Below are 19306 nucleotides of genomic sequence, written 5' to 3'. Positions count from 1 at the left end.
TAAAATCCGTTTAATCCATGTGCTAACAAAATTATTTCATTTTCCCACGCTTCACCAAATAAGCCGATAAAATTTGTTCAAATCCTTCGGCAATATCAGCTTCGATAAAATCAATTTTGTACTGCCCACAACGAAGTTTTAATTCATGATAAAATTGTTGTAAAGTCTTTCGATAATCTACTTTCACCTGCGACGGATTTAACTTTATTCTTTCATTTGTCTCCAAGTCTATAAACTCATAAGGACGGTCTTCAAACTCAAAATCTGACTCTGTTTTTTTATCGGTAACGTGAAAAATCAATACTTCATGCAAATTGTGTTTTAAATGTTGCATTGACGAAAATAGGCGTTCGGCTTCGTTGATATTATCAAACATATCACTGAAAATGATAACTAAAGAGCGTTTATGAATTTTCTCCGCAATTTGGTGAATAACGTCAGCAACGGCTGTTTTCTTATTAGAAGCAGGTTTTTGGAGTAGATTCTCTAAATCCAAAAAAATCTTGTGTACGTGCGAAGGCGTAGATTTTACAGGCGTTTGAATTTCAATTTCTGAAGAAAAAGTAGTCAAACTAATTGCATCTTTTTGCTTTTGAAGCATATATGCCAAAGCCGCCGCCGCCATGGTTGAAAAGGTGATTTTTCCGTTTGTTTTCTCTGGATAATACATCGAAGAAGACGTATCAATAATCAAATGACAACGGAGATTGGTTTCTTCTTCGTAACGTTTTGTATAAAGTCTATCGGTTTTAGCAAACACTTTCCAATCGATATGGCGTGTACTTTCGCCCGTATTGTAAAGTCGATGTTCAGCAAATTCAACCGAAAAACCATGAAAAGGTGATTTATGAAGTCCTGTGATGAATCCTTCAACCATTTGTTTGGCAAGGAATTCTATATTTCCGTATTCTCTAATTTTCGCTAAATCCATTGTCAGTAGGCAGTTTTAAGCAGGCAGTAGGCAGTTTCCTAATGCCAAATTTTTAATATAATTACAAAACGAAAGTACGAATATTATGCCATAACGTTGTAGGTATTAATTAGTTTCGGAATTATCTACTATTTATCGCAAGACAAAATTAGCCCACGGATAGAACAGATAAAACAGATTTACACTGATTTTTCTTTAAATTTATCCGTGTAAATCCGTTGAATCAGTACAATCTGTGGTCTAATTTTATTCTGCGACAAATTGTAGATAGTTCCGATAAGTTTTACCTTTCGGCATAAAAAAAAGTACAAAAGTTTTCACGAAGAAAATTTTGTACTTGTTCATTCTTAGCTTTTGTTGATTATCAACTTTTAGAAATTACTTATTTCTTTTTGCGGCGACTCTCTAAATATTCCTTTCTACGTTGTTTTGAGAGTTTTCTTAAATAAGAACTCACTCGTAAACGACGGTATCTTAATTGTGGATATTTTCTTTTTCTCCAGTTCTTTTTAAGACGATAATACCTTTTGTATTTGAGTTTTGTTTTTTGATAAAACTTAGGTTCAAATCGTGGAGTAGCCGTTAAACTTAGGGAATCGAATGGTTCAAGCATAATATCTCCATCAAAACCGACAACTTTTAAACGTACTTTTGTAAGTCCAACTTGGCTCATTCTTAGCCATTTAGCAGGATTTTGTGTTAAGTCAATAATTCGTCCAGGTTTAAAAGGACCTCTATCATTGATTCTGACAATTACAAAACGCTTATTGACTAAATTGGTCACCTCAACCATCGTCCCGAAGGGCAAAGTCATGTGAGCGGCTGTGTATTGATTTTTTTGGAGAATTTCACCCGTAGAAGTGGGGCGATTGTAAAAAAAATCTGCATAGTAAGATGAAATACCATACGATTCATCTCCTAATTTCTGTGCAAATGTAGTTGTGGAAACAACCGCTAAGACCGTAAGATTTCCCAGAAGTTGCTTAATCATAAATTTTATTGTGGAATTATTGTTATGTCTTTCCTCGCAATATCTTCCCATTGTGGACTGCAAAATTACCGTTTTTCGGTGCGAAATAAAAATTTTTATTCGGAATGTTCAATTTTAAAGAACTTTTACTCAGAAAATAGCCATTCGCCTATGTGAAAAGCCTACCTTTTATACGTTTAGAATATTCCTAATAAGCATTGAACATAGGGCTAAATCCATTTTTCAATAGTAATTTTGTGTTGTAAAGATATTAATGGATTAGATATAACAATTTCAAAACTGCTTTTCCCTAAAACCTTAAAAAATTTAGAAATGCAAAAAAATACTAAACTTCTGCGATACGTTTTTATCACTTTTGCCTTATTTGCAACGATGTTTTCGTATTACATTTGGCAAATTACAAAAACGCCTAATTATCAAGTTGATGAGAAAAAAGGATTTGCTTTATTGATTCCTCAAGGGGCAAATTTTGAAACAGTTTGGGATTCTTTGAGTAGAAATAAAATTGTTAAAGATGAATTATCGTTCAAATTTTTAGCAAAATTATTGAAATATAAAGATAATGTAAGAGAAGGTAGATACGTAATTAAAGCCAATATGGGAAATTACGAACTTATCAAAAAACTTCGTTCTGGAAATCAAGATGCCGTGAAATTGACTTTCAACAATATTCGTTTGCAGAAAGATTTAATTCATAAAATTGGAAATAAATTTGAATTTGATTCAACGGCATTAATCAAAGTTTTGGAAGATACTGCAACGGCACATAAATATGGTTTCACCAATGAGACTTTTATGTGTATGTTTTTGCCAAATACTTACGAAGTTTTCTGGAATACTACGCCCGATAAATTATTGGGGACAATGAAAACTTGGTACGATAAATTCTGGACTGATGAGCGTAAAAGAAAAGCCGCAGCTATTGGTTTAGACCCAATTAAAGCACAAATTATGGCTTCTATTGTGGAAGCAGAAACTAAAAAAGCGGACGAAAAACCACGTGTAGCAGGTGTGTATATGAATCGCTTGAAAATTAATATGCCTTTGGGTGCCGACCCAACCGTTATTTTTGCACTTCAAGATTTTACCATCAAAAGAGTTACCAAAGCACAATTACAATTCAATTCTCCATATAATACTTACAAAGTGATTGGCTTACCGCCTGGCCCAATTAATTTGCCAGATTTAGCTTCTATTGATGCCGTTTTAAACTACGAAAAGCACGATTATATGTATTTCTGTGCGAAAGAGGATTTTTCAGGTTATCATAACTTTGCGGTCACTTACCCCGACCATTTGAATAATGCCAAGATTTATCAAGAAGCCTTGAACAAGCTTAAAATTATGAAATAAAAATTTGTTTAGGTATAAGTTATGAGTTAGTAGATATGTAATCTAAGGTTAGCAACAACTTACCCATTTCACTCATAACTTATACCTCATAACTTACTACCTCCGTTTTATGTACATTCACAACTATCAATACCGAGTTCGTTATGCCGATACTGACCAAATGGGTTATGTTTATTATGGAAATTACGCTCGTTTGTACGAAATTGGTCGGGTAGAGGCACTGCGAAGTTTGGGTTTTAGTTACAAAGCCATGGAGGATTCGGGGGTGATGATGCCTGTTTATGAGAATAAATCTCGTTATATTGCCCCTGCACTGTATGATGATTTATTGACTATCCGAACAACCATCAAAACTTTACCTGCGGCAAGAGTTGTTTTCCATTACGAGATTTATAATAGCTCAGAAACTCTTGTGCATATTGGAGAAACTACTTTAGTATTTGTTAGAATGGAAAATAATAGACTTACGCTTGCTCCTAAAGAACTCTTAGAAAAATTAGAAAGTTATTTTACCGAAAAGAAATAGCGATTTTCGGTAGTTTTTATGTCTTTGCCTAATTTATTATATGCTTCCAAAATTAAAAAATACCAAACCTGTTCGTTCTGTTCGCTTGTTTTTACAAACGCTTCACTTGCAAGACACACCCGCAACAGTATATCAAGTTTTGGTAGTTTTGATTAAAAAAATACTCGAATTCGATATCGATGTAAGAGCCGCTGCGGTTGCTTATAACTTCACTTTAGCGATATTTCCAACGATAATTTTCTTGTTTTCATTAATTCCTTATGTGCCAGTTGCCCATTTGGACTTGCGTATTATTTCACTATTTGCAGAAGTAATGCCCGAAGGAATCTTCAAAGAAGCTCAAACAACCATTACAGAAATTGTGAGTAAACCACGTGGGGGAATTCTATCTTTCGGTTTTATTTTCGCTCTTTATGCTTCTACAAGTGGCATGATGGCATTAATGAGAGCTTTTAATATGACCAATAAAACAGTTGAGCAAAGAGGATTTATCAAAGCAAGATTGATAGCGGTGATGTTAAATTTTTTGTTGACATTCGTTTTAGTGATAGCAATTGTTGTATTAATTGTGGGAAGAATTGCGGTTGATTTTTTATTTGAAGAAGGGCTTTTGACACGAGATATTACCTTTTATGCAGCACAATTTATAACGTATTTTGTCATATTTGCCGTTTTTTTTACGACCATTTCAGTTATCTACTATATTGCTCCAACCATTCATAAACGTTGGAAATTCATCAATGCTGGGTCAATTACGGCATCTATTCTTACTATTCTCATTACCAATTTATTCTCATATTATCTTTCCAATTTCGCATCCTATAATAGATTGTACGGAGCAATTGGGACATTCATCGCATTGATGGTTTGGCTTTATTTAATTGCTTTAATTTTAATATTAGGATTTGAAATCAATGCAAGTATTGATGAAAGCAAACGTGTTGGAAATCAAAAACAATAGTCCAATTGCCATTTTTAGAAAAGTATGGAAACAAAAAAAGCCACCCTTCATAAAAGTGTGGCTTTCCAATAACCCTAACCCATAAAAATCAATGAAGACTAAAATGTCTATCATTTTCTTATGTTAGTATTATAACAAACCCCGTGCCAAAATATATTTTTTTGTTTTAAATAGTAATTATGAATGAAAAAAATCCACTCGTTACCGTAATCGCCTTATGTTATAATCACGAAAACTATATATTGGAATCTTTGCAATCTGTTGTAAATCAGGGCTATGGGAATATTGAATTGATTGTGGTGGATGATTTTAGTATTGACAGAAGCCGTGAAATTATTTTACAATTCTTGCAAAATAATTTTTCTACACTATTAATGTTTAACGATAAAAATATTGGAAACTGTCGTTCTTTTAATAAAGCCCTACAATTGGCTAAAGGAAAATACATCATAGATTTGTCAACGGACGATGTAATGTTACCCAATCGAATTAGTGAACAAGTCAAAATTTTTGAAAAATCTGAAAAAGTTGGCGTTATCTTTTCAGATTGTAAATACATTGATGAGGAGTCAAATGAAATTAAACATTCAATATTTAATGCCTTTAGAAAGAAAAGGAATGAGTACCCAACAGGGAATGTTTATACTAAATTGTTAGGTAAAAAGCTTTACCTTAATCCGCCAACGATGATGGTTCGGAAATCAATTTTTGAGCAACTCGGCGGCTATGATGAAACCTTAACCTACGAAGATTTTGACTTCTGGCTTCGTGCTTCTCGAATATGCGAGTTTGATTACGTTCCTCAAATATTGATGCTACAAAGAATGTTAAATGACTCACATTCAACAAAATTTATCCAAAAAAAGAACGCTCTCACACCCTCAACTTTCATTGTTTGTCAAAAAGCATTTTCCTTTAATGAAACCCAAGAAGAAAATCTTGCGTTAATTATTCGATTGAAAAGCTTAATGAGACAAAGTTTTTTTACCGAACATTTTGAAATTGGGAAGGAAGTTTTAATAATGTTAAAACAACTTAATGCAGAAAATTGGGAAAGTTGGATATATTCAATTTTAATTTTCTGTAAATTACCTGCCAACTTTTTGTATCTCAAATACAACTCTGTGCGGAGGTATATAAATTTTAGATTTTAAACACTTTATCAATGGCTGAATTTATAAAATTATACGAAAAAGGTACAGATATGCGTAAAATCGAGCAAATTGTCTCGTGCCTGCGTGATGGCGGAGTGATTATTTATCCAACTGATACCGTTTATGGAATGGGTTGTGATATTCATAATGCTCGTGCCGTAGAAAGAATTTGTCAGATTAAGGGAATCAAACCAAATAAAAACAATTTTTCATTTATTTGTAATGATTTGAGTCATATTTCTGACTATGCTAAAGTGTCAACTGCTGCTTTTAAACTCATGAAAAGGGTTTTACCTGGAGCATTTACTTTTGTTTTAGACGGTAATAATCGTGTGCCAAAAGTGTTATCACAAAGCAAAAAAACGGTTGGGATTAGAATTCCTGATAATGTTATTCCAAGAATTATTGTACAGGAATTAGGTAATCCAATCATCACAACATCAATTCATGATGATGATGATGTTTTGGAATATCCAACTGACCCAGAATTGATTTTTGAGAAATTTCAGAATCTTGTAGATATTGTTATTGATGGTGGCTATGGAAAAAATATTCCTTCGACGATTGTAGATGCCACCACCGACGATTTTGATATTATTCGGCAGGGTGGAGGATATTTAGATTAAGTAGACCAGACTTTAGTCTGTGGATAGTACCGCAGACTAAAGTCTGAAATAATAAAAATCAGACTAAAGTCTGCGGTACTATGACCGCAATTCTCTAAAATTGGTTTTTACAGCATCTTCTTCTGTTCTTTTATGTTTCCAACGTCTATGCGACCATAAATAATCTGCGGGATATTGATGAATAGATTTGTCCAAAATTCTGACAAACCGTTCTGTAATTTCACCCATTGCTAATTCCTTAAATTCTTCAGGCAGAGCAATTTCTGTAAATTCTATTTCATAATATCCCCTTTTAATTCTCCTCATTTCACTAAAAATTACTGGATAGTCTAATTTTCGAGCAATTCTTTCTGTACCCGTGAAAAAACCAGAATCTTGATTTAAGAAATTAGTCCAGTAAGCAGATTTCCAATTTTGTGGCGATTGGTCAGACCCCATCACTAAGGCTCTTGTAATATCTTTACGCTCAATCGTTTTGCGTAAAGTATCATCTTTTTCAATTAAAGGAGTTACCGCAAATCTACTTCTGATAAATAGCGTTAGTTCATTAAAAAATGGGCTACTTAATTTTTGATAGACAATATCCATCGGAATTCCCGTTAAATTAAGTGGATGAAGTAGCCATTCCCAATTTCCGATATGCCCCGTAACAATAATTACGGATTGATTTTTATCACTATATTTTTTGACAACGTCAAGGTTTACAATTTTAACTCTTCGACTAATTTCGTCTTTGGAGATAGAATAACCTTTGATAAATTCGATGAATAAATCAGCAATATGTTGATAAAAATCTTTAGCAATTTGTTCAATTTCGCTTTCTGATTTATTAGGGAAAGAATTACGTAAATTTTCAAAAACTACTTTTTTTCGATAGCCGACCACCCGATAAATAATAAAGTAAGCAAAATTTGAAATGCCATAAAGCACAAAAAACGGTAACTTTGAGAATAGATTAATAAAAAACATAATTTTGACTTTTGGCTGTTGGCTATCGGCTTTCAGCAATAAAAAACAATTTATAGCATTAATTTGTGAAGGCAAATCCTTTTTCACTCAAATTACGCATCCCGTTCACAATTCACTCATTAAAACAATGACCATTGACCTCCAATATTTACCAAGTTTGGAATATTTCTGTGCCATATTAAAACACGAAACTGTTGCAATTGAGGCTCACGAATATTTTGAAAAGCAAAGTTACCGAAATCGTTGTATAATTCAGACAACAAATAAAGTTGATAGCCTCACAATACCCGTTAAAAATGGGAATAAAAAAGTATTAATCCGAGATTTACAAATTGATTATCATCAAGATTGGACACGCCGACATTGGGGAGCAATTCATTCTGCTTACGGAAAATCGCCTTTTTTTGAATATTATGGAGAATATTTTAAAAAAATATTAGATAAAAAACCTGACTTTTTGTTCGATATAAATTTAGAATTACTGACAATTTGTCTGAAACTTCTCCGTCTCGAAAAAAACATTATATTTACTGAAAATTATCAAAAAACAGTCGAAAATGACTTTAGAGGACTAATTCATCCTAAAACACCTTTTAGTGAGAATAATCTTTATAAGCCATTAGAATACAGACAAAATTTTGGCAATGAATTTGTGCCAAATCTCTCTATTCTCGATTTGCTTTTTTGTCAGGGAAATCAAGCATTATCAATATTAAAAGGCTCTGCGGTGATTGAACAAATAAATTAGAATTGTGGTTAAATAGAAAATCAATTAGTAATGGAAAAGAGTAATTTCAGAGAATGGACCTTGGAGAAGGTTGAACTCACATTTGGATTGGTTCAAGTAGAATATCTCGATGTTTTGGAAGAATTATTACAAAGAAGTTATAACATCAACGAATATGAAGTTTATAATTTAAAATCACTCAGAACTAATTATGTTCAATTTGGAGGGGACGATTGGAACGAGATAGAATTAGAAAATAAACTAATTAGTCCTGTAATTGTAGCATCAGGAATAGACAATAAAAAATTTGCTTATTTTTTAGAAAGAGAATTATCTACAACAATTGATGAGTACGAATTGTCGGGAAAAGTGGATGGAATGATTGCAACAGGTTTTAGAAGCCCTCGAATGCCTTATTTTTGTTTAAACGAATATAAAAGAGGTACAGACCCTTACGGTGACCCAAGAGGACAAGCACTAATAGCCATGTTGGTTGCCCAGAAACTAAATAATAATGGAAGTCAGAACGCTGAACGACCAATTTACGGTTCGTATATCATTGGTAGAAACTGGTATTTTATGGCATTAGTTGGGAAAGAATATGCTATCAGTAAAGATTTTTCATGCGTAGATGATGAAATATTTGACATTTTCAGAATCTTGAAAAGTTTAAGAGTACAGATAGAGAAGATTTTGTAAAGTTTTAAAATTGATAATCATGGAATTATTATTAGATGTTCGAGAAGAACGGGCTAACTTTCTACTTGAATTATTACAACAATTTGATTTTGTAAGCATCAAATCAAAAACAGATAAAAGTCCTTATAATCCAGCATTTGTTGAAAAAATATTGGAAAGTGAAAGTAATATGCAAGCTGGAAAAAGAACCAAAATAGCTCTTGATGATATATGGAAATAATATTTTCTTGATTACGAATTCTTTCACCTTGTAGTTTTATAATACATCCAAATTTGAAGAATTACTAAAATATATGCCTGTTACCACTAAAATCGTCACAATAGAAAATGCAATTATCAAGGCTTTTAAACTAACAGTTGATGATTTTTACGAAGATAGAATTGAAATTGAAGAAGATTTTAGAGCTTGTTTTTACTTCCATTTAAGAACAATTATTGGAGATAAAGAAGATTTGCAAATTTTAATGAGTCACAATGTTCATAGTATTCAAGAAACAGTTAAGCCTGACATTGCTATTCGTAGAAAGGGAAAGTATTTAGCTGTAATTGAAATGAAGAATATGAATAAAGTTAAAGGGAAATATCAAAACTTTTCATCAGAAAGTGCAATGAGAGATATAGAACGAATGAAAAACTATGTTAATCATTTCGAGAGGGGGTATTTTATTTATTTTACTAAAAATAGTCGAAATTTTGCACTTAAAAATGTTTCATGGAAAAAGGGTTTTTATAGAGAGTTTTGGCATGAGTTAAATACTCCATCTATTCATCTTAAAAGATTTGAAGCCGATGGTCCAATTAAATCAACTAAAAGAATTAAGACACCTGATACGACACTTTTAATTGCAAATTCTGAAATTTTTTAGATTAACGTAAACATCAAAGTAATATAAGTTATTGAAAATTTTAGTTTAGTTTTCTTTGTTTTATTTTAATTTCAGAGCTTTCTTCCAACTAATCAACCAATAACCAATTTCCAGTAACTATTACAGAAACAACAAATCATAACTCAAAACTCTTACATGGAGGCAAAATTTTCAAACAGAGTCAAAGAGGTTATCTCACTCGCCCGTGAGGAGGCAATCAGGCTTGGGCATGATTATATCGGGACAGAACACCTTATTTTGGGGATGATTAGAGAAGGCGAAGGTATTGCACTCGACCTTATCCAAAAATGTGGCACAACCCTCGACGACTTGCGTGTGACTATTGAACAGGCAACTCGGAGTACGGTTCGTTCTTCTTATACCATCAAAAACAAGCAAGACATTCCGCTTTCTCGCCAATGCGAAAAAGTGTTGAGGGTAACTTATTTAGAAGCACGAATTTTCAAAACAAACCTTGTCGGAACGGAACACTTATTAATGGCAATTCTCAGAGATGAGGATAATCTCGCCAAACAAATCCTTGAGAAGTTCCAGATACATTATGAATTAATTAAAGATATGGTAGAATATCAATCAAACCCAAATATCAAATCGGGTCCGTCAGATACTGACGATAACGATGATGATGCAAGAATGTTTGCGGGTGGTAGCAATGCGGGTAATAGCGGTTCTGCCACAAACAAAAATGCCGAAAAGTCAAAAACACCTGTTTTAGATAATTTTGGAAGAGACCTTACTAAAGTTGCTGAATCTGGGAAACTTGACCCAATTGTAGGTCGTGAGAAAGAAATTGAGCGGGTTGCCCAAATTCTTTCACGTAGAAAGAAAAATAACCCAATCCTGATTGGTGAGCCTGGTGTTGGTAAAACCGCCATTGCAGAAGGTTTAGCTTTACGTATTGTTCAGAAAAAAGTATCACGTGTGTTGTTCGGAAAGCGTGTCGTTACGCTTGATTTGGCTTCATTAGTAGCTGGAACAAAATATCGTGGACAATTTGAAGAGCGAATGAAAGCGGTAATGAATGAATTGGAGAAATCGCCAGATGTAATCTTATTCATTGACGAACTTCATACCATCGTTGGTGCGGGTGGTGCGTCAGGTTCATTAGATGCTTCAAATATGTTCAAGCCAGCTTTAGCTCGTGGAGATATCCAAGTTATCGGGGCAACAACATTAGACGAATACCGTCAGTATATTGAGAAAGATGGTGCTTTGGCTCGTCGTTTCCAAACCGTAATGGTAGATGCCACTTCGATTGAAGAAACGATTGAAATCTTGAATAATATCAAGGATAAATACGAAGAACATCACCACGTAACTTATACCGACGAAGCGATTGAACAAGCTGTAAAACTTTCAGAACGTTATATTTCGGATAGATTCTTACCTGACAAAGCCATTGACGTAATGGACGAAGTTGGAGCAAGAGTTCACATTTCAAATATCACCGTTCCAGAAGATATTATTCGTTTAGAAGAAGCTATCGAAAATATCAAAAAAGAGAAAAATGCCGTTGTAAAATCACAAAAATACGAAGAGGCTGCCCAATTACGTGACCGTGAAAAACGTCTTTTAGACCAATTAGACCGTGCAAAACGTGAGTGGGAAGAAGATACAAAACGTCGTCGTTATACAGTTTCAGAAGAAAGTGTTGCCGAAGTAATTGCTCAAATGACAGGTATTCCTGTAAATCGTGTAGCGGCTACGGAAGGACAAAAACTACTGAACATGAACGAAGAATTACAAGGAAAAGTAATCGGGCAAAATGCACCAATTGCTAAACTTGTAAAAGCGATTCAGCGTACACGTGTAGGTTTGAAAGACCCTAAAAAACCAATCGGTTCATTCATTTTCTTAGGCCCAACGGGGGTAGGTAAAACAGAATTAGCGAAGGTTTTAGCAACGTATTTGTTCGATAAAGAAGATGCTTTAGTAAGAATTGACATGAGTGAGTACATGGAGAAATTCAGTGTATCTCGCTTGATTGGAGCTCCTCCAGGCTACGTTGGTTATGAAGAAGGTGGACAATTGACCGAGAAAATCCGTCGTAAACCTTATGCGGTTGTATTATTGGATGAAATTGAAAAAGCTCACCCAGATGTATTTAATATTTTACTCCAAGTGTTGGACGATGGTATTTTAACAGATGGTTTAGGTCGTAGAGTCGATTTCAGAAATACAATCATTATCATGACTTCAAATATTGGAGCAAGAGATTTGAAAGATTTTGGTTTAGGCATTGGTTTCTCTTCAAAATCGAAGGTTGATAATATGGATGAAGCCATCAAAGGAACAATCCAAAATGCCTTGAAAAAAGCATTCTCTCCTGAATTCTTGAATCGTTTGGATGATGTTATTGTCTTCAATTCATTAGAAAGAGAGCATATTCATTCAATCATTGATTTGATGTTGAAAAAACTTTTCACTCGAATCAGTTCATTGGGTTATAGCGTAGAATTGACCGAAAAAGCAAAAGACTTTATTGCTGAAAAAGGATATGATTCACAATACGGTGCAAGACCATTGAATCGTGCTATTCAACGTTATTTGGAAGATCCAGTAGCAGAAGAAATTCTGAAAGGTGACCTTGCCGAAGGCGATGTGATAGTTGCTGATTATTCGGGCGAAGGTGATGAATTGACGCTTTCAAGAGTTAATGCTACGGCGGAAACTGAATAATAGATTTTAAAATTTTAAAAGCCTTCAAACTAACTGTTTGAAGGCTTTTTTTATGACGTAACACAGACTTTAGTCTGTTTATTAATGAGAACAGACTAAAGTCTGTATTATGCAATGCTTTGTGCCTTAATTCTTTTACCTGTATCTTTGCATCATGTTATCAATCAATAATCTTTCGTTTTATTTCGGTTCTCGTCCTATGTATGATGGGGCGAATTTACATATTAAGCCCAAAGACAAAATCGGTCTTGTTGGGGCAAACGGTACGGGTAAATCCACACTTCTCCGCATCATTGACGGTGAATATCAGCCTGATGGTGGAACAATCTCAAAATCAGGGGATTGTACTGTTGGTTTTCTAAATCAAGATTTACTTTCTTACCAAAGTGAGGAGTCTATTTTGGCAGTAGCCATGCAGGCTTTTGAACGTCAGAATTTCCTTCAGGCTGAAATTGATAAAGTCCTTCATAAAATGGAAACTAATTATGAAGATTCAGATATTGATGTATTGGGTCGTTTGCAGGATGAATTTGAGAATTTAGGAGGTTATACCATTCAGTCGGAAGCAGAAACGATTTTGGAAGGTTTAGGCTTTACTACCGAAGAATTACAGCAACCGCTTCATACTTTTTCGGGAGGTTGGAGAATGCGTGTAATGTTAGCCAAATTACTTCTTCAAAAACCCTCTTTATTGATGCTCGATGAACCTACCAACCACTTGGACTTACCGTCTATTGAATGGGTAGAAAACTACATCAATACTTATGAAGGAGCAATTATAGTGGTTTCTCACGATAGATTTTTCTTGGATAATACCGTGAATACAATTGTGGAGGTTACGGGAGCTAAATTGGTTTCTTATGCAGGAAACTATGAATTTTATGTTGAAGAAAAAGCCCTTAGAAATGAAATTCAAAAGGGTGCTTACGAAAATCAGCAACAAGCCATTAAACAAACCGAATTATTCATTTCAAGATTTAAAGCGAAGGCAACGAAGGCTCGACAGGTGCAATCTCGTGTGAAGGCTCTGGAACGTTTGGATATGATTGATGCGGTTGTAGATGATAATGCAAAGGTGAATTTTAAGTTCAATTTTGGTACACAACCTGGTCGCTTTATCATGACTTTGGATAAAGTGACGAAAGCGTATGGTTCAAAGAAAATCTTGACTAATACGGCAGGAATGATTGAAAGGGGCGATAAAATTGCTTTAATTGGAGCAAACGGTAAGGGTAAATCAACGCTTTTGAGAATTATTGATGGTTCTGAACCAATTGATGGTGAACGCATTTTGGGACATAATGTGATTGACTCATTTTACGCACAGCACCAATTGGAAAGTTTGGACGTTAATAATACCTTGCTTGATGAATTGAAAATGACGGGAACGGGTAAATTAGAAACTGAATTACGTAGTATTTTAGGTTGTTTCTTATTTACAGGTGATGATGCTTTCAAGAAAATTAAAGTGCTTTCTGGAGGTGAAAAATCTCGTATAGCATTAGCGAAAGTATTGATTTCTGAAGCCAACTTTTTATTACTCGATGAGCCTACCAACCACTTAGACATGATGTCGGTGAATATTTTGATTCAGGCATTACAACAATATGAAGGGTCTTTTGTGGTAGTTTCTCACGATAGATTTTTTGTATCTGAAATTGCGAATAAAATTTGGTATATCGAAGACGAAGAAATTAAAGTTTATCCAGGAACGTATGACGAATATGAAACTTGGCAAGAGCAACGAATTTTGAATGGTGAAGTGACCGAAACGAAACCGCAGAAGAAAACCGTTGAAAAAGTAGTAGAGAAAAAGCCGACTATTGATGATTCTGCCAAGAAAGAAATTCAGAAAAACCTTAAAAAGCTGAACCAAACTTTATCTGAAACTGAAAATCAAATTAGTAAATTGGAAGCCGATAAAGTAAAACAAGAGAATCTATTGGCTGACCCAACAATTTTTAACGACCCAGCAGCGTTGAAACGTGAAAACGAAGCGTACCAAAAGATTCTTAATCATCTTGAAGCTGTAAATGATTCTTGGGAAGGAGTGATGTTAGAAATTGAGGAGTTGGAAGGAAGTTTAGCTTAAAATAAATACTCATGAAATAGACCACAGATGGTACGGATTTGACAGATTTACACAGATTTTATTTTTAATTATAACTCTCTTCAGAGTAAACTATTAGACTTAAATCGTGTCATTTTTAATCTGTAAAATCCGTAATATCTGTGGTCTATTTTGCGGTTATTCTAACTCAATATTATTATGAAAAACTTAATCATCATTTTTACCCTATTCTCCCTCTCAATTTCTGCCCAAAAGAAGAAAAATCGAGATTATTTTGAGCCTAAAAAAATCATCTACGATAATCATATTTATGAACCATATATCCGCACGGTTCAATTATATCCAACTTTGAGTTCTGGTAAAAATGCTCAATCTACGCTTAATCCTCCTGTTGTAAATCTCCAAGATAACCAACCTTTATTATTAGAATTTGATTGTTTGAATCCTGAATTTCAGTCATTTAGAGTGAAGATTTTTCATTGTAATGCAGACTGGAAACCATCGGTTTTAAATGAAATTGAATATTTGCCAGAATATAATGACTTTCCGATTAATGATTATCGAAATTCATTCGCTACTAAAATTCCATATACTCACTTTTCGATTGAACTTCCAAAGGTCAAATTAGCAGGTAATTATATCGTAATGGTTTATAAAAATCGAAATGAGGAGGATATTATGTTTACTCGCAAATTTATGGTTTACCAAAATAGAGTAAATGTGGGAGGAAGAGTGAGCTTTGCCAATAATGTTCAAAAGCGTTTGACGCATCAACAAGTTAATTTTGGAATAAATTTTAGTGGTTATGAAATCATCGACCCTAAACAAGATTTAAAAGTCATTATTCGTCAAAATTTTAGAGATGATAAAGTGACAAAACCGCTGATTCCGTTCATGGTTGATTCTTACAATAAAAAGTTAGATTATCAATTTTACGATGGCGAAAATCAGTTTGAAGGTGGTAGCGAATTTAGAATGTTTGATGGACGAAGCACACAACAAAAGTTAGTGAATATCTCAAAAATCATTCAAGGTGAGCGTGAAAGTATAATTGAGCTTTATCCCGAAAAAACGCAAAATCATTTGGCGTATATTTCTGTCAATGATTTTAACGGAATGTATGTTATTGATAATTACGAAACCAATAAAGGCGAAACTGAATCGGATTATGTGCGGGTTAGTTTTATGTTAAAGTCGGATTCCTTAGAGAATAAAAAGGTTTATGTAAACGGAGCATTTCATGATTGGCAGTTAGATGAACGAAATTTGATGCACTATGTGCCTGAAAGTCAGTCGTATGAAATTTATTTGCAATTGAAACAAGGCATTTATAATTACAATTATATCACGATTGATAATCAGGGAAGTAGAAGCGAAATTGATTTTGAAGGCACGCATTCACAAACTGAAAATGTATATGAAGTTTTAGTTTATCATCGTCCGATAGGGTCGAGAGCGGATGCTTTAGTGGGTTATTCGATGATAAAAACGCAATAATTGTTAATGATTAGTTAAAGTAATGGTGTGAAAACAAGAAGTTTTTGTAAATTTCGTTCAATAACCATTTACTAAATTTTGATAAAATGAAAAGATTATTTTTGCTATTCAGTGTTGCAATATTATTACAAAGTTGTTTGGGAACATATCCTCAAGGGTCGGGTGGTTATCCAACAAATGGTGGAAATTCTGATGGTGGCAACAGTACAGGAGGGAATCAATATCCTTCTGGAAATGACCGCCCACAGACAACACCTCAGTCAGAACCGACTAATTATCCGAGTACTCCAAACTCAGGAGTTGGGCGTTCAGCTGATAAAGATTTGGTAGTGGGCAATATTCGTTTGACTGACCAATACACAATTCTTTATTTGACCTTCAAGAACACACATCAAGCTGGGAATTATCAAGATAAAAATGGCAAATCTTATTATGATGATGGTACTCAGAATATTGCCTTTCAAGAGAATGCAATATTAATAGCAGCTAATGGAGCAAGAACTTTTAGAGCATTAAAGGCTGACAATATCCCGTTTTTGAACGATACAAAAGCAAGGGATTTAGCTAAATATGGAAGAAAATTGAGAGTCGGAGAGTCTTTGAATTTCGTGGTGTATTTTGAACGATTGGATAAAGGTTTAGAGACATTTGACTTAAATGAATGTAATTCTGATAATTATGTTTGTTGGAATAACTATAATTTAACAGTTTCGAATCCAGCAGATTATCAGCCAACGCCAACCAAAACAACACCAGTTCCAACGCCGACACCTCCAACAAATACAGATAATTCGCCTACGAAGAGCAGAACAAAATCAGGAAAAGTTGGAGAAGTAGATAATACTCCTCCGCCTGCTCCAGTTGCAACGAATGTAATAGTATCGGGGATTGTTAGAGATGCGAAGACCAATCGTCCAATTAGTGCAACGATTGATTATAAATTGTCAAGTTCCAAGCAAGTAATTGATTCAGTACAAAGTTTTGCCAGTACAGGTGTTTACAGAATGTCTTTACAGAAAGGACAAGTTTATACCTATTCAACTTCGGCAAGAGGGTATTTAGTAACCAATGACGTAGTTGATTTGTCAAAAACTGCTGGTGGTCAGAAAGTTACAAAAGATATTTATTTGACTCCAATTGCCGTTGGAGATAAGATTGTTCTGAAAAATATCTACTTTGAAGTATCAAAATCTGATTTATTGGCAGCCTCTTACGCTGAATTGAATAAATTGGTGACGATGATGCAAGATAACCCAATGATGGAAATTCGCTTGGAAGGCCATACGGATATTGTGGGTGACCCAGAAGCAAATTTGGAACTTTCACAAGACCGTGTTGATGCTTGTGAAACTTATTTAGTGAAACAAGGAATTCCATCTGCGAGAATTCAAGCGGTTGGTTATGGCGACACTCGCCCAATTGTCAAAAAAGGAACTGACGAAGAAAGAAAGGTGAATAGAAGAGTGGAGTTTGTAGTGTTGAAGTTGTAGTTTAGTAACGCAGACTTCAGTCTGTTGTCTAACTGACAGACTGAAGTCTGTGTTACTAAATTTTAAACATTAAATCTAAAGTGCATAATATCGCCATCAATTACGGTATAATCTTTACCTTCTACCGATAATTTTCCTGCTTCTTTGCAAGCATTTTCAGACTTATATTGCTCATAGTCAGCGAATTTAATTACTTCCGCACGAATAAAACCACGTTCAAAATCTGAGTGAATTACACCCGCAGCGGCAGGAGCTTTCCAACCTTTTTGGATTGTCCAAGCACGAACCTCCTTAACACCTGCAGTGAAATAAGTAATCAAATTCAAGAGTGCATACGAACCACGAATTAATTTATCCAATCCAGATTCGGTCAAATTATATTCTTCCAAAAACATTTGACGGTCGTCAGCATCTTCCATTTCTGCAATTTGAGCTTCCAATGCCGCACAAATAACAATTACCTCTGCACCTTCAGGAGCAACGCTTGCTTTTAGTTGTTCTACATATTCGTTTGTGCCTACCGCAATAGAACCTTCGTCCACGTTTGCTACGTAAATAACGGGTTTATCAGTCAATAAACATAAGTCGCCAATGGCATCAAATTTAGCTTCAGCGTCAAGACCTTGAACGGTACGAGCCGATTGCCCTGATTCCAAAACGCCTTTGTATTGTTGCAAAATAGCCAATTGAGCTTTTGATTTTGCATCACCATTTTTTGCTGCACGTTCCACTTTCTGGATTTTCTTATCAACCGATTCCAAATCTTTCAATTGAAGTTCGTAATCAATGATTTCTTTGTCAGAAACAGGATTGACACGACCTTCCACGTGAATAATATTATCATCAGCAAAACAACGAACCACATGAAGAATAGCATCTACTTCACGAATATTAGCTAAAAATTTATTACCAAGACCAGCACCCGTTGATGCACCTTTTACCAAACCTGCAATGTCCATAAATTCGATGACAGTAGGCAAAACACGTTGAGGCTTTACAAGCGTCTCTAAGATGTTTAATCTTTGGTCTGGCACTGTTACGATACCAACATTTGGTTCAATCGTACAGAAAGGATAATTGGCAGCTTCTGCCTTATTTGAAGATATTGCACTAAAAAGAGTAGATTTCCCGACGTTTGGCAAACCTACAATACCACATTGTAAACCCATTTATTGTATGTATTGTATGATGTCTTATTTTAAAACGAATGCAAAATTAGTGAAATAACAACAAAAAAGCCTCTAAAAATTCAGAGGCTTACAAAATCATTGAGCTTTACGGATTATTCCCACTTTAATTCACTTCCGAAACTGTTTCCGCCTTCTTCTTCCTCACGGTCAAATTGTGCAAAATCTACGTCTGGTAGAAGTTCATTTTTAACATGATCAACGGCTTCTTGTAAGCCTTCCATAAATTTGCCGAAATCTTCTTTGTACAAAAACATCTTGTGTTTTTCGTACCCGAACCCATCATCTTTCTGATAACGGCGACTTTCTGTGATTGTGATGTAATAATCGTTTGAGCGAGTTGACTTCACATCAAAAAAATAAGTTCGTTTTCCAGCTCTGATTCGTTTTGAAAACAATTCTTCTCTATCTCTTTCTTCCACTGTGTAATAATAATTTAGGGTTTATGATTTGGTAAAAATATAAATTTTATCACTTTTAACAAAAAAAACGGAAAAATATAATTTGTTTTTTTATAACACAAACTTAATAATTCTTATGAAAAATTGTATATAACCA

The 19306-nt window shown here is 34.3% G+C and carries 18 protein-coding genes; 13 read left to right on the top strand and 5 right to left on the bottom strand.

Annotated elements, in window-relative coordinates; genetic code table 11:
- Positions 1-31 precede the first annotated feature (31 nt).
- Both VB796_RS16345 and VB796_RS16340 read right to left on the bottom strand, forming a co-directional pair.
- Positions 32-931: a DUF58 domain-containing protein gene (locus VB796_RS16345; RefSeq protein ID WP_323347639.1), complete on the bottom strand. Its 900-nt coding sequence runs from the start codon at positions 929-931 to the stop codon at positions 32-34.
- A gap of 382 nt (positions 932-1313) precedes the next feature.
- Positions 1314-1922, bottom strand: coding sequence for a septal ring lytic transglycosylase RlpA family protein (locus tag VB796_RS16340; RefSeq protein ID WP_323347638.1), 609 nt, complete (start codon positions 1920-1922; stop codon positions 1314-1316).
- Positions 1923-2234: 312 nt separating this feature from the next.
- Here VB796_RS16340 and mltG point away from each other — a divergent pair, with 312 nt between their 5' ends.
- From mltG to VB796_RS16315, 5 genes are all read left to right on the top strand, one after another.
- Entirely contained in the window at positions 2235-3275 is a 1041-nt protein-coding gene (gene mltG / locus VB796_RS16335) for an endolytic transglycosylase MltG (RefSeq protein WP_323347637.1), read from the top strand.
- 109 nt (positions 3276-3384) lie between these two features.
- On the top strand, positions 3385-3801 hold the full coding sequence (locus VB796_RS16330; protein ID WP_323347636.1) for a thioesterase family protein: 417 nt from the start codon (positions 3385-3387) through the stop codon (positions 3799-3801).
- A gap of 40 nt (positions 3802-3841) precedes the next feature.
- Complete coding sequence (locus VB796_RS16325; RefSeq protein WP_323347635.1) at positions 3842-4762, top strand: YihY/virulence factor BrkB family protein; 921 nt, start codon at positions 3842-3844, stop codon at positions 4760-4762.
- Between the two features lie 179 nt (positions 4763-4941).
- Complete coding sequence (locus VB796_RS16320) at positions 4942-5916, top strand: glycosyltransferase (RefSeq protein WP_323347634.1); 975 nt, start codon at positions 4942-4944, stop codon at positions 5914-5916.
- A gap of 11 nt (positions 5917-5927) precedes the next feature.
- Positions 5928-6542, top strand: coding sequence for an L-threonylcarbamoyladenylate synthase (locus VB796_RS16315; protein WP_323347633.1), 615 nt, complete (start codon positions 5928-5930; stop codon positions 6540-6542).
- Between the two features lie 78 nt (positions 6543-6620).
- Here VB796_RS16315 and VB796_RS16310 read toward each other — a convergent pair whose 3' ends face one another.
- Positions 6621-7511: a lysophospholipid acyltransferase family protein gene (locus VB796_RS16310; protein ID WP_323347632.1), complete on the bottom strand. Its 891-nt coding sequence runs from the start codon at positions 7509-7511 to the stop codon at positions 6621-6623.
- A 127-nt stretch (positions 7512-7638) separates the two neighbouring features.
- Between VB796_RS16310 and VB796_RS16305 the strand changes: the two genes are divergently transcribed.
- The 8 genes from VB796_RS16305 to VB796_RS16270 all read left to right on the top strand — a co-directional run bounded on the left by VB796_RS16305 (position 7639) and on the right by VB796_RS16270 (position 17561).
- The gene (locus tag VB796_RS16305; protein WP_323347631.1) at positions 7639-8259 is read left to right on the top strand and encodes a WbqC family protein; all 621 of its coding nucleotides are present in this window, start codon (positions 7639-7641) and stop codon (positions 8257-8259) included.
- Positions 8260-8289: 30 nt separating this feature from the next.
- A complete protein-coding gene (locus VB796_RS16300) occupies positions 8290-8937 on the top strand; it encodes a hypothetical protein (RefSeq protein WP_323347630.1) in 648 nt (215 codons plus the stop codon).
- 19 nt (positions 8938-8956) lie between these two features.
- Positions 8957-9157, top strand: a complete 201-nt coding sequence (locus tag VB796_RS16295; RefSeq protein WP_323347629.1) for a DUF2683 family protein — start codon at positions 8957-8959, stop codon at positions 9155-9157.
- Positions 9158-9230: 73 nt separating this feature from the next.
- Positions 9231-9803, top strand: a complete 573-nt coding sequence (locus VB796_RS16290; protein WP_323347628.1) for a hypothetical protein — start codon at positions 9231-9233, stop codon at positions 9801-9803.
- A 156-nt stretch (positions 9804-9959) separates the two neighbouring features.
- Entirely contained in the window at positions 9960-12503 is a 2544-nt protein-coding gene (locus VB796_RS16285; RefSeq protein ID WP_323347627.1) for an ATP-dependent Clp protease ATP-binding subunit, read from the top strand.
- Positions 12504-12702: 199 nt separating this feature from the next.
- On the top strand, positions 12703-14595 hold the full coding sequence (locus VB796_RS16280; protein WP_416233528.1) for an ABC-F family ATP-binding cassette domain-containing protein: 1893 nt from the start codon (positions 12703-12705) through the stop codon (positions 14593-14595).
- A 177-nt stretch (positions 14596-14772) separates the two neighbouring features.
- The gene (locus VB796_RS16275) at positions 14773-16071 is read left to right on the top strand and encodes a DUF5103 domain-containing protein (protein ID WP_323347625.1); all 1299 of its coding nucleotides are present in this window, start codon (positions 14773-14775) and stop codon (positions 16069-16071) included.
- A gap of 86 nt (positions 16072-16157) precedes the next feature.
- On the top strand, positions 16158-17561 hold the full coding sequence (locus VB796_RS16270) for an OmpA family protein (RefSeq protein ID WP_323347624.1): 1404 nt from the start codon (positions 16158-16160) through the stop codon (positions 17559-17561).
- 62 nt (positions 17562-17623) lie between these two features.
- Here VB796_RS16270 and ychF read toward each other — a convergent pair whose 3' ends face one another.
- On the bottom strand, positions 17624-18730 hold the full coding sequence (ychF, locus tag VB796_RS16265) for a redox-regulated ATPase YchF (protein WP_323347623.1): 1107 nt from the start codon (positions 18728-18730) through the stop codon (positions 17624-17626).
- Between the two features lie 113 nt (positions 18731-18843).
- Positions 18844-19170 carry a DUF3276 family protein gene (locus VB796_RS16260; RefSeq protein ID WP_109741083.1) on the bottom strand — a complete coding sequence of 109 codons (327 nt, stop codon included), beginning with the start codon at positions 19168-19170 and terminating at the stop codon, positions 18844-18846.
- Positions 19171-19306 lie beyond the last annotated feature (136 nt).

Source organism: Arcicella sp. LKC2W, from assembly GCF_034931005.1.
Classification (GTDB): Bacteria; Bacteroidota; Bacteroidia; order Cytophagales; family Spirosomataceae; genus Arcicella.
This window is presented reverse-complemented; position numbering and strand designations above follow the sequence as displayed.

Excerpts from the sequence above, each read along its gene's own strand:
- VB796_RS16295 (WP_323347629.1), top strand. The coding sequence starts at position 8,957 with ATGGAATTATTATTAGATGTTCGAGAAGAACGGGCTAACTTTCTACTT.
- VB796_RS16275 (WP_323347625.1), top strand. The coding sequence starts at position 14,773 with ATGAAAAACTTAATCATCATTTTTACCCTATTCTCCCTCTCAATTTCT.
- VB796_RS16310 (WP_323347632.1), bottom strand. The coding sequence starts at position 7,511 with ATGTTTTTTATTAATCTATTCTCAAAGTTACCGTTTTTTGTGCTTTAT.
- VB796_RS16330 (WP_323347636.1), top strand. The coding sequence starts at position 3,385 with ATGTACATTCACAACTATCAATACCGAGTTCGTTATGCCGATACTGAC.
- VB796_RS16320 (WP_323347634.1), top strand. The coding sequence starts at position 4,942 with ATGAATGAAAAAAATCCACTCGTTACCGTAATCGCCTTATGTTATAAT.
- VB796_RS16290 (WP_323347628.1), top strand. The coding sequence starts at position 9,231 with ATGCCTGTTACCACTAAAATCGTCACAATAGAAAATGCAATTATCAAG.
- VB796_RS16285 (WP_323347627.1), top strand. The coding sequence starts at position 9,960 with ATGGAGGCAAAATTTTCAAACAGAGTCAAAGAGGTTATCTCACTCGCC.
- VB796_RS16280 (WP_416233528.1), top strand. The coding sequence starts at position 12,703 with ATGTATGATGGGGCGAATTTACATATTAAGCCCAAAGACAAAATCGGT.
- mltG (WP_323347637.1), top strand. The coding sequence starts at position 2,235 with ATGCAAAAAAATACTAAACTTCTGCGATACGTTTTTATCACTTTTGCC.
- VB796_RS16270 (WP_323347624.1), top strand. The coding sequence starts at position 16,158 with ATGAAAAGATTATTTTTGCTATTCAGTGTTGCAATATTATTACAAAGT.
- VB796_RS16305 (WP_323347631.1), top strand. The coding sequence starts at position 7,639 with ATGACCATTGACCTCCAATATTTACCAAGTTTGGAATATTTCTGTGCC.
- VB796_RS16340 (WP_323347638.1), bottom strand. The coding sequence starts at position 1,922 with ATGATTAAGCAACTTCTGGGAAATCTTACGGTCTTAGCGGTTGTTTCC.
- VB796_RS16345 (WP_323347639.1), bottom strand. The coding sequence starts at position 931 with ATGGATTTAGCGAAAATTAGAGAATACGGAAATATAGAATTCCTTGCC.
- VB796_RS16325 (WP_323347635.1), top strand. The coding sequence starts at position 3,842 with ATGCTTCCAAAATTAAAAAATACCAAACCTGTTCGTTCTGTTCGCTTG.
- VB796_RS16300 (WP_323347630.1), top strand. The coding sequence starts at position 8,290 with ATGGAAAAGAGTAATTTCAGAGAATGGACCTTGGAGAAGGTTGAACTC.
- VB796_RS16315 (WP_323347633.1), top strand. The coding sequence starts at position 5,928 with ATGGCTGAATTTATAAAATTATACGAAAAAGGTACAGATATGCGTAAA.
- ychF (WP_323347623.1), bottom strand. The coding sequence starts at position 18,730 with ATGGGTTTACAATGTGGTATTGTAGGTTTGCCAAACGTCGGGAAATCT.